The following is a 25842-nucleotide window of genomic DNA, read 5'->3' as shown; positions in this document are numbered from 1 at the left end:
CATGAAATATGCTACTTTTCTTTACATCTGGTACATTTTTTTTTTGCACTTAATTTAAAACAATAATTTCGTTTCACAAACCTACTACAAACCTACTTTATGAAAATAAAATTACTTACTTTACTAATATTAATTGGTATTGGCGCAAAAGCGCAAACCTACAAGCCAGACAGGCAGCATAACCTTGTAGTGGTGTATCTCATTCCACAAGACATTCCCCCCTTACCTAATTACGAAGAAAGAATTAGCAAAGCCTTACTTTATGGGCAAGAGTTTTTCCGCCAGCAAATGATACAACAAGGATTTGGCGATAAAACATTTGGCCTTATAAAAGATAACGCCATGCAACGGGTGCAAATATGTACTGTTAAAAGTAATAAACCCGCTAGCGAGCTAAGTAATGCCGGCGCAGTTAAGGGCGAAGCAGATGCCTATCTGGCATTGCCGGAAAATGTAGCTAAAAATACCAGCCAGCACATGCTCATCATTTCCCCATACGACAATAAGCTTTATGGCGGTTGGGGTAAATACAGTATTGTGTACGATAATTTGGGTTTGGATATGACTAATCCTAATAAAGACAATTTAGCGCTTTGGGTAGGGGGTATGTTACACGAGCTTGGCCATGCCCTTCAATTACAGCATAACAACGAACCCTTTCCCGTAGGTGGAGACATGCGGTTGCAGGGCGCACCTAAAACACAGGCCCAACGTTACCCTGATACCTACAGGCCTACCTTAATGGGCATTGGCAACTATAGCTTAGAGGTTTTACCCAACAACCCTACAATTTTAACCAAGGCAGATTGTGCCATGCTCGATGTTTGTGAAATTTTTAACGATGTAACCATCCCCAGGTATTACGACGAAAAATTATCAGCAGTGGATATCATACACGGTACTTATAACACAACTACCCAACAGCTGGAATTTAACGGAAAATTTCTAAACAATACGCCGGCATTTCCGGTGAAACACATTGCTGTTTTTCTCGATCCAAATATTGAGGGCGAAGGTGAGGGCGCTAATCATGATTACAACGCCATATCATACGAAATAGAACCTATTGGTACCGACAGTTTTTCGATCGCTTTACCTTTATCAGGTTTATCTTATCAGGGCAATACAACTTATGAGGTCAAAATTAAACTCATCCATACCAACGGATACATTACGCAGGGTATTGCACACATTTATTTTGATTCGAATATACCCGGGTTGGCTACAGAATTTGCTCCTAAAAATATAACCAGGGCTGACAGAACCAATTGGACCATTACGCCAGGCAACAAAATTATTGGCGGTAGCACCAAAATTGATGAAGATGCCAATGGAAATATTGGTTTGGCAACGAACCTTATAGACAACAACCCCAGTACCACGTGGAATTCCTATAATGATGCCAAAACCATGTACCCTCACCAGGTAACCATTGATACAAAAACACAGCAGGATTACGTTGGCATAAGCTATCTCCACAAAAAGGGCTTATCAAATGCCATTAAAAATATTGAACTGTACGGTAGTAATACGGGCAAAGAGGGCGATTTTGTTTTGTTAAAAACAGACGTTTTAGGGAGAAGCGACGGGGGCAAATACATCAGCTTTAACAAAAAAGAAAATTTCAGGTATTTCCGTTTTGTGGCCATAAGCCCTCAAAATAGTAATGATGGATGGGCGTATTTAGCTGAACTTAACTTATGGCAAGGACCTGATCCCATTAACCAGACTAAGCCTGCAAATACTTTAGTTAGCCGTGCCGGGTGGACCATAAGAGCGGGCAATAAATTAAAGCCCGATAATGTAACCACTTACGAAGACGAAAATAAAACTACGCCTGATGGTCAATCAGCTGTTAACGAATCGGCCGAGTCTGCAATTGACGGTAGAGATAAAACCGGTTGGGAATCTAATTATGATGCTTATTTTCCACATGAGCTCATCATTGATACCAAATCGGTACAACGCTTTACCGGATGGAGCTATAATCAGCTTTACGATATGTATGTGATGGTTAAAGATGTTGATATTTTAGTGAGCGACGACGATGTAAATTATACATTGGTAGGCAGTTATACACTTAATTATAACAACGGAGTAAATCAGATTAATTTTGAGCCCAGAAACTTCAGGTATTTTAAATTTGTTACCAAAAACGCATTCGACGGGCTACATTATGCTGCCATTGCCGAACTTAATTTATATAACGACCCAACGGTTAAGGGAAATGTACCGTCACCAGCTTTAAAGGTAAATCAAACAGCTTTCGATTTTGGTTCGCAGAATACAGGGACCAATTCTACCGTACAAACGTTTAACCTGAATGCAACGGGCTTAACTGATGCAGTAAACATCACCACAACTGCACCTTTTTACCTCTCGAAAGATAATATTACCTACAGCACTTCACTGGTTTATACCGCGGCCGAACTTGCAGCAGACAAAACAGTTTCAGTACGTTTTAGCCCCACAACAGCCTCGGCAGCATCGGGCACTATCAGTATTTCGAGCACCGGGGCAACTACACTGAATATTACTGCAACAGGTGTAGCTACCACCCCACCCGCAACACCATCACATATTGTCATATCAGAAATTTACGGTGGCGGCGGAAACTCTGGCGCAACTTACAAAAATGACTTTATCGAATTGTATAACCCGGGGAATACAGCAGTCGATTTAACCGGATGGAGCGTTCAATATACAAGTGCTACCGGTGCTGGCAACTGGACAGCAACCAACTTATCTGGTGCCATTGCTCCAAAGGGTTTTTACCTCGTTCAGGAAGCAGCAGGCGCAGGTGGTACAGTAGATTTACCAACGCCTGATAAGATTGGCACGCTTAATTTATCGGGTACCACCGGAAAAGTATTGTTAAGCAATTCGGTTACCCTTCAAACAGGAGCAAACCCGACTGGTGCAAATATTATTGATAAAGTCGGTTTCGGAACAGCAAATGGTTTTGAAGGTACTGCGCCCGCAACAGCCACAACCAATTCTACATCCATAGAAAGAAAAGCAAGCGCTACATCAGATGCCACTACCATGGGAACTGGCGGTACAGAAGAGTTTGCCGGTAACGGATACGATAGTGATGATAATTCTTTAGATTTTATATTGAGACCGCCAAATCCGCAAAACACCTCTGTAACTGAGCCGGCTTCTACCTCTGGCCCGAATTTAGTTGTTACACCAAAAACTCTGGCTTTCGGCAATCAGGCCATTAATACCACTTCGGCACCTAAAACCTATGTATTATCTGCCGGTAACTTAACCAATGCCACTACCCTGACTACAACTGCACCTTATTCTATTTCGAAAGATAACATTACCTTTTCTTCCACATTAACTTACAGCGTGGCAGATTTAGCCACAAACCAAACGGTGTATGTAAAATTCAGTCCAACGGTTGCAGGCAATTCAACTGGTGCCATTTTACATGAAAGCACTGGTGCAACTTCGGTTTCACTTTCATTAACCGGTCTGGCAGTTGATCCCAGCCAAACAGCTTTTAACTTCGAAAACTGTACTACTGCGGGGAGTGCTGCACTATCCGATGGTTTTTATCAATACAGCGTAACCGGTGCACAAACCTGGGCTTGTACCACTACATTCGGACACGATCCGGCCGATCCTACAGGTGTGGCAAACACCGGAAATGCCCTTCAGATTAATGGTTATTCAGGCGGTAATATTTTGAATGAGGATTGGTTAATCTCGCCGGCTTTAAATATCTCTTCATTTAAGTATGCTATTTTATCTTTCTACACAAGATCTGCTTTCGCAGGAGATAAATTACAACTCAAAATTTCAACCAACTATACTGGTTCGGGTGATCCTGCACTGGCCACCTGGACCAGCTTAGACGGTAAATTTCCTGAAACAGGTACCGATAAATGGACCAAATCGGATAATATAGATTTATCAGCCTACAAAGCAACGCCGGTTTATGTAGCTATCGTATATAATTCTACTACTTCGTCGGCCAGCCGCTGGACAGTAGATGATTTTGTGGTAACCAATTCCAATACGCCACCTGCGGTAGATATTACTACTTCGCCATCAAGCATTAGCTTTGGTTTTCAGGCGGCCAACACCACTTCTGCAGCAAGTACCTTTGGTTTTTCTGCCGGTAACTTAACGGATGATGTAACCCTAACCGCCCCGGCTAACTTTACCTTATCTAAAACCAGTACCGGAACGTACAGCAGTACCATTACTTATGCAAAAGCCGATATCAACAATACGTCGCCAACAGTTTATGCTAAATTTTCACCAGCTACGGTCAATACCAGTTATACAGGAAATGTAAACATTGCCACTGCTGGTTCAGCAAACAAAACGGTAGCCTTAAGCGGAAACACTTTCGATGCTGCCAATACTTTAGAAGTGGTAAACTGGAATATCGAATGGTTTGGCAGCCCTGCCCAGAACCCATCGAACGATGCCCAGCAGGCCGCTAATGTTAAAACAGTGGTGAATAATCTCAATGCCGATATTTATGGTTTTGCTGAGGTTGTAGATACCACTTTGTTTAGAAATACCGTTTTACCGGCCGGATACAATGTTTTATTCAGTGATTTCGGATCCTATGCTGATAATAAAGCAGATGCCGATTACCCCCTGGCGCAGAAACTGGCATTTATGTACCGTACCGATCTGATTAAACCCATTTCAACTTTAGGGATTTTAAGAGATACCTATAACCCGGCTGTACCTGCAACCAGTGCCGATGGTAGCCCTTACAAAAACTGGTCGTCGGGCCGCTTCCCTTACCTGATGCAGGCGCAGGTAAATATCAACAATAAAGCAGATACCGTTTATTTTGTAGAGATCCATGCCAAAGCCAATACCGGTACTACAGCCGATCAGATTGATGCCTACAACCGCAGAAAAGCAGGAAACAAACAGTTAAAAGACTGGCTGGATCTTAATCTGGCTGGCAAAAAAGTAATCATTCTCGGCGATTTTAACGATGTACTGGATGCGGATAAAACCATCGCCCCAATGCCCGGCACCGGAACTTCGTATTCAGATTTCACCCAGGATGCGGCTAATTATTTCCCGGTAACCTTACCTTTAAGTTTAGCGGGCAAACAATCTACCGCAGGATTTAATACAGTAATTGATAACGTCATCATCACGAAAAACCTTAACCTCAATTACATCCCGGCATCGGCAGAGGTTTTAGATGCCGTTAAAAACCTGGTTTCCAATTATAGCACTACCACAACCGATCATTATCCTGTTAAAACGAGATACCTGTTCGGCAATGGTGCGCCTACCCTCGATGCCATAGCAGATCAGGCTATCTGTTATGCTCCGGCTAACCAAACCATTGCTTTAACCGGAATTTCTGCTGGTCCTGAAACCACACAAAACACTACACTTTCGGTAACTGCTGATAACGCGAGCCTGTTTGATGTATTAACCATTGCAGCAAATGGTACCGATAAGGGCACCATTACTTACCATTTAAAAAACAACATAAGTGGCGAAGCCAATATTACCGTTACAGTACTGGATGATGGCGGAACAGATTTTGGGGGTGTAAATAAAATCACCAAATCTTTCAAATTAACGGGTACCTCAACCGCTACAGCAACTGTTACAGGTACAGCTGCAGTGTGCGTAAATGACGCGGACCAAACCATCACCTTTACAGGAGCGAACGGAACTGCCCCCTATACATTTACCTATAATGTTAATGGAGGAGCAGATCAAACTGTAAGCACTACCGGCACAAGTTCATCCGTAACGGTTTCAGTGCCAGGCAATGTTGAGGGTACATTTGCCTATAATTTACTGAACGTTAAAGATGTTAACTGTGGTCAGGCGCAAAGCGGAACCGCAACCATTACCGTAAGGGCTTTAGCCACTGCAAGCATTTCGGGTTCAGCAACAGTACCCAAACTGGCTGCAGCACCTGATATTACCTTCACCGGAGCCAACGGAACGGCACCATACACTTTTACCTATAATATTAATGGCGGGGCAAACAAAACGGTAACTTCAACCGGCAATACTGCGACCATTTCAGTGCCAACTTCGGCAGCGGGAACCTTTATATATAATTTAGTAAGCGTAGCCGATGTAAACTGTAGCCAGCCGCAAACCGGTTCGGCAATGGTAACTGTAAATGCTTTACCAGCGGCCACCATTGCAGGTAATACCTCGGTGTGTAATTTTGGTCCATCGCCAGACATCACTTTCACCGGATCAGGCGGAACAGCACCTTACACTTTTACCTATACCATAAACGGAGGCAGCAACCGCACCGTAACCACCAATTCAACTACCGCAACGGTTAGTGCGCCAACCAATGCAGAGGGTACATTTACCTACACTTTGGTAAGCGTGGCTGATGCTTATGCCAGTCAAACACAAAGCGGCACCGCAACCATTACCGTGAGGGCTTTAGCCACTGCAAGCATTTCGGGTTCAGCAACGGTATCCAAACTGGTTGCAGCACCTGATATTACCTTCACCGGAGCCAACGGAACGGCACCATACACTTTTACCTATAATATTAATGGCGGGGCAAACAAAACGGTAACTTCAACCGGCAATACTGCGACCATTTCAGTGCCAACTTCGGCAGCGGGAACCTTTATATATAATTTAGTAAGCGTAGCCGATGTAAACTGTAGCCAGCCGCAAACCGGTTCGGCAATGGTAACTGTAAATGCTTTACCAGCGGCCACCATCGCAGGTAATGCTTCGGTATGTAACTTTGGTCCATCGCCAGACATCACCTTTACCGGATCAGGTGGAACAGCACCTTACACTTTTACCTATACCATAAACGGAGGCAGCAACCGCACCGTAACCACCAATTCAACTACCGCAACGGTTAGTGCGCCAACCAATGCAGAGGGTACATTTACCTACACTTTGGTAAGCGTGGCTGATGCTTATGCCAGTCAAACACAAACCGGATCGGCAACAATTACTGTAAGGGCTTTAGCCACTGCAAGCATTTCGGGTTCAGCAACGGTATCCAAACTGGCCGCAGCACCTGATATTACCTTCACCGGAACTAACGGAACGGTGCCATACACCTTTACCTATAATATTAACGGCGGGGCAAACAAAACCGTAACTTCAACCGGCAATACTGCGACCGTTTCAGTGCCAACGTCAGCATCGGGAACCTTTATATATAACTTAGTAAGTGTAGCCGATATAAACTGTAGCCAGCCGCAAACCGGTTCAGCAACGGTAACAGTAAATGCTTTACCAGTGGCCACCATTGCAGGTAATACCTCGGTATGTAATTTTGGTCCATCGCCAAACGTCACTTTTACCGGATCAGGCGGAACAGCACCTTACACTTTTACCTATACCATAAACGGAGGCAGCAACCGCACCGTAACCAGCAATTCAACTACTGCTACAGTTAGTGCGCCAACCAACGCGGTGGGTACATTTACCTATACATTAGTGAGCGTGGCTGATGCTTATGCCAGTCAAGCGCAAAGCGGATCGGCAACAATTACTGTAAGGGCTTTAGCCACTGCAAGCATTTCGGGTTCAGCAACGGTATCCAAACTGGCCGCAGCACCTGATATTACCTTCACCGGAACTAACGGAACCGCGCCATATACCTTTACCTATAATATTAATGGCGGGGTAAACAAAACCGTAACTTCAACCGGCAATACCGCGACCGTTTCAGTGCCAACGTCAGCATCGGGAACTTTTGTGTACAATTTAGTAAGTGTAGCCGATGTAAACTGTAGCCAGCCGCAAACCGGTTCGGCAACGGTAAACGTAAATGATTTGCCAGTAGCCACCATTGCAGGTAATGCTTTGGTATGTAATTTTGGTACATCGCCAGACATCACCTTTACCGGATCAGGCGGAACAGCACCTTACACTTTTACCTATACCATAAACGGAGGCAGCAACCGCACCGTAACCACCAATTCAACTACCGCGACAGTTAGTGCGCCGACCAATGCAGAGGGTACATTTACCTACACTTTGGTGAGCGTGGCTGATGCTTATGCCAGTCAATTACAAACCGGATCGGCAACGGTGACCGTAAATGCTTTACCAGCGGCTTCGATCAGCAGCAATAAAGGTTTATCGGTTTCGAAAGGTGATGCAATTATTTTAACCGCTACCGGCGGTACACAATACAGCTGGTCGGGCCCGGATATCATTAGCGGACAAAGTACTGCTGCCTTAACCATCCGCCCTAAACAGAGCGGCACTTACCGCGTTACCGTAACCAATGCGAGTGGCTGTATGAGCGATCAAAACATTGCCATTACGGTAATTGATGATTATAAACTGGAAGCCAATACGGTAGTCACACCAAACGGAGATGGTTACAACGATAAGTTTATCGTAAAAAACATCGATTACTATCCGAATAATACCTTGAAGGTGTTCAATAAAGCCGGAAAGATTTTATACACCAAACACGCTTATACCAATGATTGGGACGGAACCATAAACGGCAGTGCGTTGAGCGAAGGCACCTATTATTACATCATCGATTTGGGTAATGGTATCGGTAAGTTTAAAGGTTACATCAATATCCTTAGAAACTAATTACAGACATGAGAGCAATTACAAAAAACATAAAGCAAATGCGTCGCGTAACGTTTCTATTTGCTGTTAGCACATTATTTATAGGATCTGCAAAAGCGCAGATCCTCCCACTCAATGCACAATACTTTCAGAACCGTTACCTGATTAACCCCTCAATGGCCGGTATCGACGAAGGGTTTAACATCAACGGAAGTTTCCGCAAAAAGTGGTCGAACATTCCCGGTGCACCCATTAGCCAAAGCGTAACCTTAGACCAGCAGTTAAACAAAGTGGGCTGGGGCATGAATATCTACAATGAGAAAGCCGGCGGGATCCAGCGTACCAAAGCGATGGGTACCTTTGCCTATCACCTGCCGTTAAACAGCAACGACCAGAAATTAAATTTCGGGATCTCTTTTGGCGCAAGTCAGGATAAGCTCGATTTAAGCAGCATAAGGAACAGCGACATTAACGATCCTTCCATCGCTCGTTTTAACGACAGGGGTTATTACCTGGATGGCGATTTCGGGATTTCCTACACCTTAAGAGGGTTAACCGTTGAAGGTGCCTTGCCCAACATGCGTTCCGTTTTCAGAAAAGACGATTTAAACTTTGCCGATAAACCCACCTTTTATTCCGCTGTGAGTTACAAATTCACCTTAGGATCTGGCATTAACGGCATCAGCCTCGAGCCAAAAGGTGTTTTCAGGGGCATTAAAAACTACCAAAACTTATGGGATGCAGGTGTTAACGCCAACTTCGCCAACGATAAATTATACGTAATGGCCATGTACCACAACACGCAAAATGCTACCGTTGGTTTCGGAATGAACTATAAATCGACTTTATATTTTATGGCTTATTACAATACCGCCACTTCAGCCATCAGCGGTTATACCGACGGCGATTTCGAAGTAAATATCCGCTTAAATATTAGCAAGAAACCATAATATATAGCCGTCATTCCAAACTTGTTTCAGTTTTAAAGAGAATCGTCGTTATCCCGAATCCGGAAATTTTAATGCATAAAACAAAATATCTTCACCTAAGCCGCAGAATAAATCTGCGGCTTTTTTATTGGTCGCAGCGCCCCTATCCGCCTACCGGCACCTTTCTATTGAAAGGGAAAGGCCTTGAAAAACAAATTAACCGCACCCTGCAATATGTTCCATGAGATCTGCTCCCTGCTATCGGCCTCTCAGATTTCCGCCGGAAAAAGCACGAAAATCTTTGCAGCTCCCCTCATTACCGCACAGCCCAAGGCAGGATCAAAGCGGGAGCGGTGGGGATAAGCAAGGGTAAGAGCCTCGATGCTGCAATCAAGATTTCCGTAGCTTTTTACAAGGAAGGATGCAAGCCTTGATTTTTTGTTTCTTTATCATCAATGATAAAGAAAGAGTCCCTCGGCGGCGGCGAACCGATAGAAAATTTTAATCTGTAGAGTTTAAATTAATAGATTTCTCCATTACGCTGCTCTCCAGTCGAAATGACGGATTGTTCGCGGTAAAAATTACGCGTGATATTTCTCTGCTCCATGCTACCGGCCTCGCAGATTTCCGCCGGAAAAAGCACGAAAATCTTTGCAGCTCCCCTCATTACCCCACAGCCCAAGGCAGGATCAAAGCGGGAGCGGTGGGGATAAGCAAGGGTAAGAGCCTCGATGCTGCCGCAATCAAGATTTCCGTAGCTTTTTACAAGGAAGGATGCAAGCCTTGATTTTTTGGTCCCTTTTTCATCAAGGAAAAAGGACTAGCCCCGGCGGCAATGAGCCGATAGAAAATTTTAATCTGTAGAATTTAACTTAATAGATTTCTCCATTACGCTGCGCTCCAGTCGAAATGACGGATTGTTCGCGGTAGAAATTACGCGTGATATAGCTAAACAATTAAGATTCCCGCCTCCGCGGGAATGACGATCGCTTTAGAAAACATCCCTATACATCACGCTATCTGCTCCCTGCTACCGGCCTCGCAGATTTTCGCCGAAATAAGCATTGAAATTCCTGCAGCCCACCCTCAATATCTCACTGCCCAAGGCAATATACAGTCCCGATTTTTCATCGGGGCCTCCATATTGCCGCAATCAGAATTTCGATAGCTTAGTTCAAGAAAGGATGCAAGCCTTGGGTTTTTGTTTCTTTTAGGCCAAGCCAAAAGAAAGAGCCCCTCGGAGGCGGTGAGCCGAGGCAAGCCTGAGCATAAGGCAAAGAAAAACTTAGCGGGTGAACAAACACAAACCAGTAATAAACATTTACAGATCCTTCGTACCTCAGGAAGACAGAAAACCAGTTAAACTAATAGCGAAAGCAGTAAGGTTCCCGCCTGCGCGAGATCAATAGCTATCCGATAACGACCATATAGAAACTTATTCTTCACAAAAACCACCCCCTATCCCTCCTTTTTCCTATTTTTACCCTTATGGCTAAACTCATCAACCTTGAAGCATTTCAGCGTTTCTTCCGCTCCGGACAAGTGGGCGGGTTTTTATTACTGATCTGCGTAGCCATCTCCTTAATCATTGCCAATACCGCCTCAAAAGAAAGTTTCGAAGCTTTTTTAGCCACCAGATTAGGCTTTGGCGAAGTAAACTACAGTATTTTAGCCTGGATAAACGACGCCCTCATGGCCATATTTTTCCTGCTCGTAGGACTCGAAATCAAACGTGAACTCGTAGAAGGCGAACTCTCTTCCCTTAAAAGCGCAGCTTTACCCGTTATCGCCGCCTTAGGGGGCATGCTGGTACCCGCGTTGATTTATAGCCTGTTTAATAAAGGTGCAGAAACCGCCGGTGGCTGGGGCATCCCCATGGCAACCGACATTGCCTTTGCCCTCGCCATTATCGCCATGCTGGGTAAAAGCGTACCGGCCAGTTTAAAAATATTCCTGGCCGCTTTGGCCATTGTAGATGATCTCGGTGCTATCCTCGTTATCGCGTTTTTTTATACGCAACAGATCCATTTCGAATACCTGGCCATGGCTGGGGGCATCCTAATGCTTTTAGGCTTAATGAATTATTTCGGCGTAAAGAAGCTCGTATTTTACCTCATCCCGGGTATATTCCTCTGGTATTTCATCCACCACTCGGGCATCCATGCCACCATTGCAGGGGTATTACTGGCTTTCACCATTCCCACCAACGAAACCGACATCGAATCGCCATTGGAAAAACTGGAACATTTTTTAACCACTCCGGTGAATTACCTCATTATGCCGGTTTTCGCACTGGCCAATACGAATATCACTTTCCAGAAAGAAATGCTTACCGGACTGGTATCCCCTTTAGGCCTCGGCATTATCGTAGGTTTATTTGCAGGAAAAACCATCGGCGTAACCCTTTTCAGTTGGCTCGCCGTGAAACTGAAATGGGCCGATTTACCCACCGGAGCAGGCTGGAAACACCTCCTAGGTTTGGGCATGCTCGCCGGAATCGGTTTTACCATGTCGATTTTTATTGCGTTGCTTTCTTTTAGTGATGCACTGCATGTATCCGAAGCGAAGTTTGCAATACTAACCGCCTCAGTTTTATCGGGCGTGGTGGGTTTTGTGTTTTTGAAATCGGTGAAAGATTAATCATGTTTTTACCGCAGAGGACATAAAAGCTATACGTGAAAGTCGCAAAGTACCCTCCTATACGCTGGATGATAAATTTTCCTACTTCCGCTACCTAAGCCGGAATTAGCCAACAGGCCATTAGCAAATTAGAGCAGAGCGAAGAAATTGAGGATAGTGCTTTGGAGAAAGTAGCAAAGGTTTTGGGCGTGACAAAAGAAGCGATACTCCAATTTTCGGATGATGCAGTAATTAATTATTTCAACACTTTTAATGATAATAGCTTCAATAACGGAGCATATAACTCTTTCAACTGTAATTTTAATCCAATTGATAAATTAATGGAGGCATTAGAGGCCAACAAAGAATTATACGAAAAGCTATTGGCTAGCGAAAGAGAGAAAATAGAGATATTGAATAATAAGTAGAAAAAATAACTGTAAAAGTAAAAGCCCGACCGGAAATGATTGGGCTTTTTTATTTGAATACTTTAGAGAAATTGAATACTTTCAAAATAATTCTAATTGTAAAATTTACAAATAGCTATCAAAAATCTCATGTAACTTATTTCTCCACTTTAATGGTACATCCTCCCAGTTATCTCCCCATGAATCAGCAACTTGGTAAGCTTTAAATGGCTTTTCATAAGTTGCGTTATAACCAATTTCATCTTCAACGCAGTTATTCATCATAATAATTTTGCCATTATTACCTAACGCATCTCTGATAGGCTGATTGAATTTAAATGCATTAGGCTCGTTCTCATCTTTATCATGCACTACAATAGGCTTTATCCCCATTGAAATTAAGTATTTTACTAATCCAATTATTGCAGCTTTTCCTCTTGCTTTAATTATTTCAAAGTTTGATACAATTTTCAAAAACTTAGCCCTATCAATCCGTTTAAGTGATTCTTTAAACAGAATATCTTCAGTATCCCCTTCGATAATTATAACATGATTAGTAAAAAAAATCCTTGAGACATAATTATCAATTTTAAGAACCATCTTAACATATTGTTGATCGTTATCTTGTAAAGCTTTAAATTTTTCTGTTACACTAAAAGTATCACATTCAACGTGATTGCCACAGTTATACAATCTATTTAAAACTTGATTAGGTTTACGTGAAATATCTATAAGGTACGGAGAATGTGTCGAGGCGATGATTTGTGAACTGTTTTTACTTAATTCATATATAGCATCACGCATTTGATTTGCTGCACTTGGATGTAAATAGATCTCAGGCTCCTCAAAACAAATAATTAAAGATCGATTATGTTCATCTTCTCGTTGCGATAACCATTTTTGGCGATATCGTAACATTCCAAAAACTGCTGCACGAATCATTCCTGTTCCCTGATTATCTATCGAAGTTCGAATGTTACTAGACATTTCTACAAGGAAAGATGGTTTTAAATTTGTAGGATCGCTTAGGTTCGTACTAGCGTGTAGCTTAGATTCTGGAAATACACTCGACAGTACAGAATTCAAATCAATCATCATCTTTCCAAATTCAGAACTATTATCTGCTGGATCCAATTCTTTTGCAAGGTTATTTAAATGAACCTGTGCTTCTTTAAAATGATCAGAACTCTCTCTAACCGTTTCAAATAGTTCTGCTAGTGTTTTACTCAAAACTCCATTTCCAGAGCCGCTTAGTTCCATGGAGGATGAATCAACTGGGATAAGTAAAAATCTTGGCAACATTTTAAGCACATTTCCGGGTATACCTCCAGGATTTTGAAACCATTCTTCCTCTTCTTCAAGTTCAAATAACTCGTCAATCTGTTCAAGTTTGTCTAATGCCCCTTTGCTTTTACCTATAGCTTTATTCAGTTCAGTAAAAGATTCTCCAATAATTTCCGCATCAATTCCCTTAGAGATATAATCATTAGGGGTTTTACAATTTTCGTATTCTACTTTGATTTTTCTCTTTTTGGATTTGAACTCAACTATTACATCTTTTCCTAATTCGTAGGTTTTTCTATAAATAACAGAAAGACCACTTTCTTCCATACCATCTTCAATATCGTAAGTAAATATCCTGCCTTTAAACCCCCTCCATTGTTTAGCTTCTACAGGTAAGTTTCTGAATTCAGCTTCTAAAACAACGGTAGTAATATCTACTTTAGTTTCTTTAGTCTCATCGTCTACTATCGAATGAAATTCCGCATTAGCTAATTGTTTTCTCCAGACAATAAAACTTCAATAGCTTTTAGAATTGAGCTTTTCCCGCAATTATTTTGACCAATCAAAAATGTAGCATCTCCAAATTTTACTTCGACATCCTTGAGTCTCTTAAAACCGGATATTTTTAAACAATGTAATTTCATTTTTATTTATGTTCGTCCCAATATGTATTTATGTAAATCACTTCTTAATATTCTATTATCATATCAACTTTTCAGGGCTATATTTCCATGTGAATTTGTGACATCCCTTTATCTCCTTTGCTATAATCTCCTCTAACATCAAACGTGATTTCCAAAATATTAATGTTCTCTGCTTTTCTAAGATCATACATTTTCCATCCCATTTTGCCTGAAGAAGAATATCCTCCAACCTGATAGGCTCTTAAAGCCTCATTTCCGGCAGTGGTTTTACCATAACGGTGAGGCTCGACTTCTCTTAATGTTCCTTCATAGTTAAATTCAATTACATTTTGATTTTCGATTGCTTCAATAATTAGTTTGTTCATGATCATTTGATTAAATTTCCTAGTATTTATTAGTTGTTTCTATTAAGCAGATGTTATCAATTCATCAATAACATCAGCAAAGTCAAATTCATGGATTAACATTATCGTATGCCCATCCTTTCTCATATTTATAGCTTTCTCTACTTTGCGCCCATAACAAGAAAAGGCCCATGCAGGGTTACCGTTATCACCAATTATTAAATAGTCTGTTTTAAGTGTTATGCCATCGGTTGGTATACCTCCCTGATTGAGAATCTTTTTCTTTAAACCCTCTCTGCTAGTTCTTTGTAGTATACCTGTAATACAGAAAGTCTTGCCATCAAATGTAACATCGGGTTCGCTCGTGCATAAACCAGAGATATTGATGCGCTCGGTTTCCCTTCTAATTTGTTCATTTATGTCTCCATCTAAGTTTATTCCAAGCAAAATTCCTTTTAAAGAACTAATTGCTTTATCAGCTTGCGCTTTAGAGGTATACATATCTAAAATCAGTTGGTCTGGTTGTTTCATATAATCATAATCACGAATAGGTAAAACAGCTGAGTACAAACAACAATTTTGTGCGATTTAGTATTACAAAATGGTTGTTAAAAAAAGGATTTGAGAGAAAAAACGGAAAGGATTGAGCTAGAATTATTTAGATATAGTAATATAGATCAATAAGTTGAAATTTGCAAATTCTAAAATCACTTCTTAGGGTATAAAGCTGAATTAACACTTACACGCACTTCTCTCCACATATTCCTTATTACCCTTACTATTGTAATAAAAACAACCACCTTTAGAACCTTGATATAATTTTTGGCCGGATTTATAGGTACCACACGGCGTATAAGTCTCAGTATCTGTACTCGTCCCAACTTCATTTTGTTTGCTACAGGCAAAAATGCCAATACTTAAAAACAGGATACAATAAAATCTTTTCATGGCACCAAGATACTTGGCCAGGAGGAGTAAAATTTACGGGTTTCCGTATTACGAGAAATTTTATTTAAAATAATCTGTTAAGCCAACACCCTTTCAAAAATCCCAATAACCTTTAAATCAATAGTTTCTTCATCTCTTAAAACAAGGGGCTTAAAATACTCATCAGTAGATAAAGGATGTAAGGTAATTTCTTCATGCACCCAACTATCATCAGTTTGGGCTTTCTTGCTTCTGTATTCTTTAATAGTATACTGACCACCTAAATCTTTATCATATATATTGGTTGATTCAACTAAGCAAATCAATCCATTACGGGAGCCTCCGCTATATTTTCTAAATAAGGCAATGGACCCGTTAGGAATAACTTTATTCATAGATTCGCCAATAATCTTGCAAGCAAATAGATCGGTATTTGTCCTTAAGCTTTCAGGCAACTCCAAAAAGCTAATATTTTCAACTTGCTGATAATCGGAAAATGAACCCGCAGCAATATTTAAATCATAAAAAGGAATGCATTGCCCGTTGGTTTTATTCGGATGTATGTTTAGCGGCTTAACTTCAGCTAAAGGTTCTTTTAACCGCCAAAATTTTTTAAAATGGTTACGCAGTGCCGGATCGCAAACGTAAATAAAAGTTCCATTAATTCCTCTTAATAAAATGGTTTTATAAATATTAATAATATAGCTTTTTAATATCTCAGGATCTCTAATAGAGTTTTTACCATTTTTATCCTGATATAATTGGTCATAAATAATTAGTTTTTCTGATATAGGATCATAGCCGATTTCAGGCCCAATGATTACACCAGTATAATTTAGATCATAACCCTGAATAGTATGTATACAACCAACTTCATTTATGGCATTTGGTGTATTTACCCAATCGACGGTTACAGCATTCCACTGCAACTTTGTATCCTCTATAACAATATCAAATTTACTTTTATCTTTATTTGAAATCCATTTCCAGGCAAAACCTGCAACTAATCTGGATAAACCGAATTGCTGATCTTTTAATTTTATATCATTGACCATATCATCTAAAGATTCGTAGAGATATGACTCATAGTTTAAACCAGGGGCATAAGGTTTTAATGCATTATTTTGCTCGGTAAACAAACCTTGAATAAATTTTACATAATCCGCACCACCCTTAACCCTAAATTGGGTTTTCAATATCTCGTAACGGGTATCAGCTTTTTGTTTTAAATTCTTAAATGCACTGGCCGACACATCAGAAGGTTTTATGCTTTGCTGTTCATCATAAAATAAGATGCTTTTATTGGCTTGTTTTAAAACCCAGTCCAACTCAGAACTCGTCATTTTGTCGAAACCTAGTGCCTTACAGTTTTGATCAAAGGCACCAAAATAAGCGCCTAAATTTACCCTTTGCCTTAAACGATGTGATTCATCAATAATTAATAAATCGTATTTCTTTTTAACCACATCGGCAGGCCCGATAACCATATTCGATTTTAAACCTTTAATCCCTTTAAAAACTTTTTCTATTGTTTTTCTAAAAGAGGACATAGGAACTACTAAAGCCATTTCAAGATGACCGTATTGTTCCTTAACTTTTTTAAACAATTCAAAAAGTTCCAGATCATTCTCGTCAAAATCAGTTAAATTAAAATCTTCGGTATCTGTTTTTAAGAGCTTAAATAAAAATATAGCTAAAATGCTTTTTCCTGTTCCTGCACCACCTTCAATTAAACTTACTTTTGCCCGCTCATCCAACAAACATTTAAGTATCGTTTTTAGACCAGTAACCTGTTCATCCGACAAACTTTTATAAGGCGAATATTTAAAAAGGTCGCTATTATCAATATATTCCAAAGAATGTCTGGTAATACCCAGCGTTCGGAGTTCAGACCAAATATCTTTAAATATATCCCAGTAAAGTTCCTTCTTTTGGTAAAAATGATGGTTAGCAATGCCCAAATTACCATTCTGTAACTGATAGCGGCCGTCGGCTGCTAGGTATTTTATTAAATTAGATTCAATATCAAGCGTTGCAGATTTGTTAAAAAGATCACTTAAAATTAAGTGTGCTGATTTAAGATTTTTTTTATGATCACTTTTTAAATGGGCTTTCATACGACTAACAAGGTCGGTAGTTTCCCCAACGTAAGCTTCATACTTATTGTTTTCACTTAAAAAGTAAACTAATGGCCAGGATAAAAAATTCTGATGTTTTAAACTTAGATCTGTTAAACTTTGTTCGGAAAATTCAGAAGTGCTAATTAGATAACGTTTACTCATTTATAGTTCATTATACTTTTTAGCCGTCCCTTTTGCTTTATTAACTGGATACTTGGCGTCGTTAATTTTAATTTTATCAAGAATGATTTGCTCCACATCCAGATTGTATTTTTCAGCCAGCAACAGCGCATAAGAAAAGACATCAGCGAGTTCTTCTTTTATCTTATCAACATTGGCATCCTCGGCATTTTTCCATAAAAACAGCTCCAGCAATTCAGCTGCTTCGATATTCAAAGCAAGGGCTAAATCTTTGGGATTATGAAACTGCGCCCAATCGCGCTCGTCTCTAAACTTTAATAATGCTGCTGTTATCTCTTCGGTCATAAGGCTAATTGTGGCCAATTTAAGAATATAGTGTTGATTTGGAAAACGTGATCACAAAAATAAAAAGTCAACTCACTTAATTCCTATACAGCTTTGAAAATTCAACCAACTTTTCTTTCATTAAATTCCCTTGCTGTTTAATTTTATCCTCTGTCCAAATCTCCTCCTTCATCATCAGTACCTGCTTTAAACTATCAGGTCCTTCTTTAGCATAAAAATCCTTTTTAGCCGCTGGCATATGATTGCTCAATTTCGAATTTTTACTGCTGCTAATTAAACATAGATTACCAAAGAGATCAAATATTCCACGGTCTATTTTATGTTCCTTTGAAATAGGATTTTGTGGATAGTAGTGCTCAACCGAACTTCTAAAAGTAAATTCAAACTCAGCAGACTGGTCACTTTTTTGTTTCCACAGAATATAGTCAAGGTAATTAAATACGAAATTCTCTACAGCTGTACCTCTATCCAAGAGATTTAGGTTATAGTTGCCGTGCTGTTTATTTATCGAAACTCCTTTATTGGAATAAATAATATCAAAATAATCAGTTGGATTTTCAGCAATAAACCTATCAAATAAATAAGCCTGGGCTAAGTTCTGCAAATAGATCCGATAATTTTCAGGATTGACATCTTGCTCGTTAAAAAGATAATTGAGTGCAGCATTTAACCAATGTTTGTAAACTAATGTTGGTGTTGATACATGGAACATGGCAAGCAGCATCAATATTTCTTTGTTCTGAGAATCATTACTTTCTTCCTGATCAAAGGTATTTACATAGCCAACCCTGTTATTATCATACAATTTCAATGTTTTTAAACTCCATTGATCTTTCTCCTTAAAAAACTCTCTTTTAATAATGTACTGATCAAATAAATGTTTCGTTTTTAACAGATTAAAACCAAATGCCTTCACAAAATTAACCTGTTCATTTATACTAAGGAGTTTTAGTTCGACATCAAAAAAATCTTTAAGGCGCTTATCATCTAAGCTGATATTTTTTTGGGTTTGGATTCTTAAAACGTGTAATAGAAAATTGGAGAAATTTATTACAGAATTGAATCGCTCTGGTGCTTCTTCGTTATGATTTTTATTTACTTCAAAAGCTCCTTTAAATTCAATAATCTCGCAAATATTTAATTCAGTTTCAGCATCAATTGAATTAGATTTTTCTGCAAACGTCTCTATGTTTGCCTGGTTTATTTTTACAGCAACTTCATCAAGACTTGAACAATCAAGTTTATTCCAATTCTTTGTGAAAATTGTACTACGTTGTTTAGGGGAAAATCCATATTGAACATAACGTTCCATATCTGAACAAGCTTCCCAGATTAAGTTGAAAGCATGGCATAGATCGGGGTCGCTTTTTAAAACATTTAATAAACTGGCTTTTAATACCTCATGTTTTTCTAATTGTTCGCCCCTGTTATTCATGATTTCAAAATAATGGTTTAAATCAGTTTCCGGGGGCACCGGCACTCTAATAAGACAAACATTAGCAATTAAGTATTTATAAAAATGAAGAACTGCATCTTTCGTAGTTAAAAAGCTTTTTAGTATTTTTTGGGCATCAAGATAGCGTTGTTTTATATAAACATTATATTCTTGACTATTTTCAGTATCAATATTTCCCTTTTCAATGGCTGCTAAACTTGCTGTCGATTTTTTTCTACTATCAAAACTCAATTTTAAGTTAAGGGGAATAATGTAATTTAAGTCGTCTTTAAAAGTATGATGCAATGCATGTAGTAATATCTTCAAAGTGGTTAAACGCTGTTGACCGTCAATAGTCTCAAAAGAAATTTTGTTTTCTACTTCCCGCTCATAAATGATTAAAGAACCAATATAGTAAGGCTGTTTGCATTTGTGATCGTCAAAAGCAAAATCATAAATGTCTTGAATCAATTGTTTAATTTCTCCCTGTCCCCAGGTATAATTGCGCTGATAGATTGGAATAACATAATTATCATGCCTTCCAAATAATTCCCCGATTGAAAAAGATGGTATGTTATTCATAAATGTATTGGAGCTTTAAAAAAAGATTTTTGATATTTTTAGTTTTTTCGGAATCAACTACAGTATTCAATGCTTTAATTTTCACGCTAAAAAAATCGTTAGGCTGCAAGGCATTTTTAATAGTCTTAAAAATTTGTGGATTCTGAAGGGCGTAATTATCTACCGTGGCGAGTTGTACGGCATGTTGGGTTAACCTCACTGTATAAGCCCAAATAAAAATTCGTTCTATAGCTCGTTCGATCTCTACTTTTCCAAATTTATCTATATAGTACATTAAAGCGCAGTCGAATAAATTCCTTACATATTTATCCCCAGTTCTAAATCTACCATCATAGGTATCTAAAACTTTGAGAATATCTTTTGCTATTCCTTCTTTTTCGACAGTAATTTTTAATTCATTTATGGTTTTCACATAATGGGCAATCATTTCAAAAAAACGCTTTCCATTAATCACCACCTGATCCAACTGAAACGGATAACTTAATTCCCTATGGTCAATATTTCTGTTAAAGTCTTTATTATAACCATCAACATAGAAATGACTGATGCGATAGATATTTGCGAAGGGATAAGGCTCCTGGATGTTAGGACTTATGCCTTTAAAGATTGAAATATCATTTTTAGTAAATCGCCTTGCAGAATTACCGTTATTCCAATTTCTAATTCGAAATAAATAATTGGAGAAGGTACGTTTTAGTTTTTTAAGTTCCATATTTTCCCAGCCTTCAACAATTCCAATGCGCTCTTTTTCTGAGGTGTGATCCACCATTTCACGTAGATGAAATGCTTTTAATAAATCATGGGGATTTAAATCCACACCTCTTGCATTCTGCGAATCAAAAAACTGAAAAGCTTCAGATATATCACTTAAAACTACTTTTACTACTTCACACCGGTCATAAAAAAAACCAATGGTTTCAGCATCAAAATCTACAATTCTACGTTGTATTTCCCGATAGTTTTCCCTGATGTTATTTTTACTTAAATTGTTCTTAAAACTTAATTTATTTGTAAGATCCAATTGAGGAATGTTGAGGCCAGCATTTTTTAGCTTTTCTTGTAAGGTGTCGTTATTTTGTATGGCTAATGCAATTAACAACAGTGTAATGGTTCTTTGTTGACCATCAACAATATCGTTAACAGTGGTAGTTTCTTCAATTGAATCGTTTTGATGATAAACAATGGTACCCAGACGGTAAGCCGGCTTATCTTTAAATAATAAAATATCATTTAATAAGTCATTTACATTTTTTAACGACCATTTATAAGGCCTTTGATAATTTGGAATTCTCAGTTTTTGATCAAATAATAAACTTCGAAGAGTAATTACCTCTGGTGTTATCCTTTTATATTTATCACTTTGGAGCTGAGTATCATGGGGTAATGGTGCTATATCAAGCACCGATAAATCAGTAATGACTTCGTCAAAACGATTAGAACAAGAGTGTTCTTCAAGTTCGGGATTAAGCATGTAGATATTTGAGCGTTTAATTTATTATTTATTGACTGCAGCTAATATACAGCTTAAAAATGAAAAGATATTAATGTAGATAAAGCCTCACTAGGAAGCTTTATCTATCAGGTGATAATAGCATTAAGTCGTATGGCACGGCAATGAACACCAATAACATCCATTAATCCGATTTAAGGAAGGATGTATTCTTTTCGCTTCTGCAACTGCTGGTCCACATGAACTGAACACGCCTAGGTAATCATAGTTAAGTTCTGGATAATACCCGCAATCATCTTTGTGAACCTCATAATCGCCATTGGGCTGTTGGTTCAAATTTAATCTGTAATTAGCCATAAGATTTGGTTTTAAATTTTAATTCAATCAAACCTCCACAATCCACCTCACCATTCCTTACGGTTTCCCCCATCCTCCATATTATTCATCTGAGTTAAACCAAAAGAAAATTAACCAGCAATTATCCCGGTTTTTAGGAGAGCAAGAATAAGCCATTGATACCATATTCAAATCTGTGTTGATCCGTGTCCATCTGTGGTTAAATCCCTAAGCCTAATCAAATTAGCCAATCCCCTTTTCGAAAAAAATAACCCCACCACTATAAGTTGTAAAAAATAAATTTTAACTTAATGTCAATGAACAATTTTATTAACATTTAAAAAACAAGTTATGTCAAAAATCAATGACGCCGGCCATCATAAAAATGTGGCCAATTTCGAAAACCTCATTGCTTATTTAACCGGTTACGGCGCGGTGTACAACCCCAGCAATGTGAACATCCAGTTAAAAAGTTTAAATGAGAAGGCTGTGGCCGCCAGAACCATTACCGAACAGGTACACGACCTGGCTGCTAAAAACAGTAGTGCCATTGCTGCCCGCGACCTGGCTTTTAAGCCCCTGAAAAAACTGAGTACCCGCATTGTGAATGCCATAAAAGCCAGCAATGTGTCGCAGCAGGTAGCAGACAATGCCGCAACCAATAACCGGAAAATCCAGGGCCAAAGGACATCAGCAAAGTTAACAGACGAGGAAAAAGAAAAGCTGGCGGCCAGTGGAACCATTGTGAACCAGGTATCGGCCTCGCAACAAAGTTTCGATGCCCAGCTCGACAATTTCGACAAGCAGATTAAACTGTTAGGTACCATCCCTACCTATGCCCCCAACGAAGTAGAGTTACAGCAAGCCACCCTTACTACCTTGTACAACGATTTATTGCAGAAAAACCGCGATGTGGTGGCAAAAACCTCCGAACTGAGTGGCCTTCGCCTTAACCGGAATAATATCCTCTACCATCCCGAAACCGGTATTGTGGCACTGGCCTTATATGCTAAGAATTACTCAAAATCTATTTTTGGTGCAAGCACGCCGCAGTACAAGCAGATTTCGGGAATTCCATTTAAAACCGTAAAAATTTAAACTCATGAAAAAAATCATCCCAACCAAAATTTAGAACAGCAACAGACATCAAAATCGGTTGCTGTTTTTGTTTTATAGCAATTTCGGGAAATGTAAATTGCAAACTACCGGCTAAAAACTGTTCACTGCAAGTATAAATCCATCCACTGCAAGTATGATACTAGCAACTGCGGTTAAAATTCTGTTAACTGCGAACTAAAAACTGTCAACTGCAAACTAAAAACTGTTCACTGCAAGTATAAACCCATTCACTGCAAGTATAATACTCACAACTGCGGTTATAATTTTGTTAACTGCAAACTAAAAACTGTCAACTGCTAACTAAAAACTCCCTACCACTCCGGTAAAGTTGTTAACTGCCCCGATAGAACTATCGACGGAAAGTTCAGAACTGTGAACTGCAAGTTCAAAATCCCGTTGGAAAGTATAAAGTAACCGACTGCAAACATAAAGCTGCGAGCTGAAAGTATAATGTTGCGAATGGAAAGTTTAGAACTTTCAACTGCAAGTTCATAACTATCGATGGCACCGGTAATGCTGCCATGCGCAAAATAAATTCTGTGCACTGCAATTGTAGTTCTGTTAACTGCAATTATAATGTTGCTCACTGCATGGGTTACCTAAATACAGTTCAAAGATTTCTTCCCAAACCTTCGGGATCGAAATGACGGATTGGTCGTTGTAAAAATTATGCGTAATATCCCTCTACTCCCTGCTACGGCCTCGGATATGATGGAAGGAGAAAACGTTAAAGCTTTTGCACTCCCTTTTCCCTAATCACTATCCCGAGGCAGCACGCCCTCCCCGATCCTTCATCGGGGGCTTGTGCTGACGACTTAAATGCTTTGACGAATTTATCCGAAATCAGATCCAAGCCTTGGGTTTTTGTTTCTTTTGGGCCAAGCCAAAAGAAAGAGCCCCTCGGCGGCAGTGAGCCGATAGAGATTTTCATTACCAGAATTTAAGTTTAACAGATTTCTTCCCGAACCTTCGGGATCGAAATGACGGATTGATCGTTATAAATTACGCGTAACATTCCTCTGCTCCCTGCTACCGGCCTCGGGTATGATGGAAGGAGAAAACGTTAAAGCTTTTGCACTCCCTTTTCCCTAATCACTATCCCGAGGCAGCACGCCCTCCCCGATCCTTCATCGGGGGCTTGTGCTAACGACTTAAAAGCTTTGACGAATTTATCCGACATCAGATCCAAGCCTTGGGTTTTTGTTTCTTTTGGGCCAAGCCAAAAGAAAGAGCCCCTCGGCGGCGGTGAGCCGATAAAGATTTTCATTACCAGAATTTAAGTTTAACAGATTTCTTCCCGAACCTTCGGGATCGAAATGACGGATTGATCGTTGTAAAATTACGCGTAATATTCCTCCGCTCCCTGCTACCGGCCTCGGATATGATGGAAGGAGAAAGCGTTAAAGCTTTTGCACCTACATTCAATCAGCACAGCACTGAGGTAGCACGCCCTCCCCGATCCTTCATCGGGGGCTTGTGCTGACGACTTAAAAGCTTTGACGAATTTATCCGACATTAGATCCAAGCCTTGGGTTTTTGTTTCTTTTGGGCCAAGCCAAAAGAAAGAGCCCCTCGGCGGTGGTGAGCCGATAGAGATTTTCATTACCAGAATTTAAGTTTAACAGATTTCTTCCCGAACCGTCGGGATCGAAATGACGGATTGATCGTTGTAAAAATTACGCGTAATATCCCTCTGTTCCCTGCTACCGGCCTCGGATATGATGGAAGGAGAAAGCGTTAAAGCTTTTGCACTCCCTTTTCCCTAATCACTATCCCGAGGCAGCACGCCCTCCCCGATCCTTCATCGGGGGCTTGTGCTGACGACTTAAAAGCATTTACGAATTTATCCGACATCAGATCCAAGCCTTGGGTTTTTGTTTCTTTTGGGCCAAGCCAAAAGAAAGAGCCCCTCGGCGGCGGTGAGCCGATAGAGATTTTTATTACCAGAATTTAAGTTTAACAGATTTCTTCCCGAACCTTCGGGATCGAAATGACGGATTGATCGTTGTAAAAATTACGCATAATATCCCTCTGCTCCCTGCTACCGGCCTCGGATATGATGGAAGGAGAAAGCGTTAAAGCTTTAGCACTCCCTTTTCCCTAATCACTATCCCGAGGCAGCACGCCCTCCCCGATCCTTCATCGGGGGCTTGTGCTGACGACTTAAAAGCTTTGACGAATTTATCCGACATCAGATCCAAGCCTTGGGTTTTTGTTTCTTTTGGGCCAAACCAAAAGAAAGAGCCCCACGGCGGCAGTGAGCCGATAGAGATTTTCATTACCAGAATTTAAGTTTAACAGATTTCTTCCCGAACCTTCGGGATCGAAATGACGGATTGATCGTTGTAAAAATAACGCGTAATATTCCTCTGCTCCCTGCTACGGCCTCGGATATGATGGAAGGAGAAAGCGTTAAAGCTTTTGCACCTCCCATTCAATCAGCACAGCACTGAGGCAGCACGCCCTCCCCGATCCTTCATCGGGGGCTTGTGCTGACGACTTAAAAGCTTTGACGAATTTATCCGACATCAGATCCAAGCCTTGGGTTTTTGTTTCTTTTGGGCCAAGCCAAAAGAAAGAGCCCCTCGGCGGCGGTGAGCCGATAAAGATTTTCATTAC

At 40.0% G+C, this 25842-nt stretch carries 15 protein-coding genes; 5 read left to right on the top strand and 10 right to left on the bottom strand.

Annotation, left to right across the window (positions count from 1 at the left end; genetic code table 11):
- The first annotated feature begins 99 nt into the window (after positions 1 to 99).
- From ACTJKC_RS14790 to ACTJKC_RS14775, 4 genes are all read left to right on the top strand, one after another.
- Positions 100 to 8562 (top strand): gliding motility-associated C-terminal domain-containing protein, encoded by an 8463-nt coding sequence (locus tag ACTJKC_RS14790; protein ID WP_440793020.1) that lies wholly within the window; start codon positions 100 to 102, stop codon positions 8560 to 8562.
- A gap of 8 nt (positions 8563 to 8570) precedes the next feature.
- Entirely contained in the window at positions 8571 to 9491 is a 921-nt protein-coding gene (locus tag ACTJKC_RS14785) for a PorP/SprF family type IX secretion system membrane protein (RefSeq protein WP_440793018.1), read from the top strand.
- A gap of 1467 nt (positions 9492 to 10958) precedes the next feature.
- Positions 10959 to 12110, top strand: a complete 1152-nt coding sequence (nhaA, locus tag ACTJKC_RS14780; RefSeq protein WP_440793016.1) for a Na+/H+ antiporter NhaA — start codon at positions 10959 to 10961, stop codon at positions 12108 to 12110.
- A 161-nt stretch (positions 12111 to 12271) separates the two neighbouring features.
- Complete coding sequence (locus ACTJKC_RS14775; RefSeq protein WP_440793014.1) at positions 12272 to 12517, top strand: hypothetical protein; 246 nt, start codon at positions 12272 to 12274, stop codon at positions 12515 to 12517.
- Between the two features lie 105 nt (positions 12518 to 12622).
- Here ACTJKC_RS14775 and ACTJKC_RS14770 read toward each other — a convergent pair whose 3' ends face one another.
- The 8 genes from ACTJKC_RS14770 to ACTJKC_RS14735 form a co-directional block, all read right to left on the bottom strand.
- On the bottom strand, positions 12623 to 14107 hold the full coding sequence (locus tag ACTJKC_RS14770; protein ID WP_440793012.1) for an ATP-dependent nuclease: 1485 nt from the start codon (positions 14105 to 14107) through the stop codon (positions 12623 to 12625).
- Between the two features lie 161 nt (positions 14108 to 14268).
- Positions 14269 to 14424: an AAA family ATPase gene (locus ACTJKC_RS14765; protein WP_440793010.1), complete on the bottom strand. Its 156-nt coding sequence runs from the start codon at positions 14422 to 14424 to the stop codon at positions 14269 to 14271.
- Positions 14425 to 14501: 77 nt separating this feature from the next.
- Positions 14502 to 14789: a hypothetical protein gene (locus tag ACTJKC_RS14760; RefSeq protein WP_440793008.1), complete on the bottom strand. Its 288-nt coding sequence runs from the start codon at positions 14787 to 14789 to the stop codon at positions 14502 to 14504.
- Between the two features lie 42 nt (positions 14790 to 14831).
- Positions 14832 to 15299 carry a BRCT domain-containing protein gene (locus tag ACTJKC_RS14755; RefSeq protein ID WP_440793006.1) on the bottom strand — a complete coding sequence of 156 codons (468 nt, stop codon included), beginning with the start codon at positions 15297 to 15299 and terminating at the stop codon, positions 14832 to 14834.
- 494 nt (positions 15300 to 15793) lie between these two features.
- Positions 15794 to 17977: a DNA/RNA helicase domain-containing protein gene (locus tag ACTJKC_RS14750; protein ID WP_440793004.1), complete on the bottom strand. Its 2184-nt coding sequence runs from the start codon at positions 17975 to 17977 to the stop codon at positions 15794 to 15796.
- On the bottom strand, positions 17978 to 18301 hold the full coding sequence (locus ACTJKC_RS14745) for a nucleotide pyrophosphohydrolase (protein WP_440793002.1): 324 nt from the start codon (positions 18299 to 18301) through the stop codon (positions 17978 to 17980).
- Between the two features lie 76 nt (positions 18302 to 18377).
- Positions 18378 to 20318 (bottom strand): DUF262 domain-containing protein, encoded by a 1941-nt coding sequence (locus ACTJKC_RS14740; protein WP_440793000.1) that lies wholly within the window; start codon positions 20316 to 20318, stop codon positions 18378 to 18380.
- Positions 20311 to 21789 (bottom strand): DUF262 domain-containing protein, encoded by a 1479-nt coding sequence (locus ACTJKC_RS14735; RefSeq protein WP_440792998.1) that lies wholly within the window; start codon positions 21787 to 21789, stop codon positions 20311 to 20313. The genes ACTJKC_RS14740 and ACTJKC_RS14735 overlap by 8 nt, the downstream gene beginning before the upstream one ends.
- Positions 21790 to 22455: 666 nt before the next feature.
- Here ACTJKC_RS14735 and ACTJKC_RS14730 point away from each other — a divergent pair.
- Positions 22456 to 23202, top strand: coding sequence for a hypothetical protein (locus ACTJKC_RS14730; protein WP_440792996.1), 747 nt, complete (start codon positions 22456 to 22458; stop codon positions 23200 to 23202).
- A 2096-nt stretch (positions 23203 to 25298) separates the two neighbouring features.
- On the opposite strand, the gene ACTJKC_RS14725 is transcribed toward ACTJKC_RS14730, so the two are convergent.
- Both ACTJKC_RS14725 and ACTJKC_RS14720 read right to left on the bottom strand, forming a co-directional pair.
- The gene (locus ACTJKC_RS14725) at positions 25299 to 25502 is read right to left on the bottom strand and encodes a hypothetical protein (protein WP_440792994.1); all 204 of its coding nucleotides are present in this window, start codon (positions 25500 to 25502) and stop codon (positions 25299 to 25301) included.
- A 133-nt stretch (positions 25503 to 25635) separates the two neighbouring features.
- A partial coding sequence (locus ACTJKC_RS14720) for a hypothetical protein (RefSeq protein ID WP_440792992.1) occupies positions 25636 to 25842 on the bottom strand: 207 nt, incomplete at its 5' end.

This window comes from Pedobacter sp. 22226 (assembly GCF_052045455.1).
GTDB lineage: Bacteria > Bacteroidota > Bacteroidia > Sphingobacteriales > Sphingobacteriaceae > Pedobacter > Pedobacter jeongneungensis.
This window is presented reverse-complemented; position numbering and strand designations above follow the sequence as displayed.

Excerpts from the sequence above, each read along its gene's own strand:
- ACTJKC_RS14765 (WP_440793010.1), bottom strand. The coding sequence starts at position 14,424 with ATGAAATTACATTGTTTAAAAATATCCGGTTTTAAGAGACTCAAGGAT.
- ACTJKC_RS14725 (WP_440792994.1), bottom strand. The coding sequence starts at position 25,502 with ATGAAAATCTCTATCGGCTCACTGCCGCCGTGGGGCTCTTTCTTTTGG.
- ACTJKC_RS14785 (WP_440793018.1), top strand. The coding sequence starts at position 8,571 with ATGAGAGCAATTACAAAAAACATAAAGCAAATGCGTCGCGTAACGTTT.
- ACTJKC_RS14750 (WP_440793004.1), bottom strand. The coding sequence starts at position 17,977 with ATGAGTAAACGTTATCTAATTAGCACTTCTGAATTTTCCGAACAAAGT.
- ACTJKC_RS14790 (WP_440793020.1), top strand. The coding sequence starts at position 100 with ATGAAAATAAAATTACTTACTTTACTAATATTAATTGGTATTGGCGCA.
- ACTJKC_RS14770 (WP_440793012.1), bottom strand. The coding sequence starts at position 14,107 with ATGGAAGAAAGTGGTCTTTCTGTTATTTATAGAAAAACCTACGAATTA.
- nhaA (WP_440793016.1), top strand. The coding sequence starts at position 10,959 with ATGGCTAAACTCATCAACCTTGAAGCATTTCAGCGTTTCTTCCGCTCC.
- ACTJKC_RS14730 (WP_440792996.1), top strand. The coding sequence starts at position 22,456 with ATGTCAAAAATCAATGACGCCGGCCATCATAAAAATGTGGCCAATTTC.
- ACTJKC_RS14740 (WP_440793000.1), bottom strand. The coding sequence starts at position 20,318 with ATGAATAACATACCATCTTTTTCAATCGGGGAATTATTTGGAAGGCAT.
- ACTJKC_RS14745 (WP_440793002.1), bottom strand. The coding sequence starts at position 18,301 with ATGACCGAAGAGATAACAGCAGCATTATTAAAGTTTAGAGACGAGCGC.
- ACTJKC_RS14755 (WP_440793006.1), bottom strand. The coding sequence starts at position 15,299 with ATGAAACAACCAGACCAACTGATTTTAGATATGTATACCTCTAAAGCG.
- ACTJKC_RS14735 (WP_440792998.1), bottom strand. The coding sequence starts at position 21,789 with ATGCTTAATCCCGAACTTGAAGAACACTCTTGTTCTAATCGTTTTGAC.
- ACTJKC_RS14760 (WP_440793008.1), bottom strand. The coding sequence starts at position 14,789 with ATGAACAAACTAATTATTGAAGCAATCGAAAATCAAAATGTAATTGAA.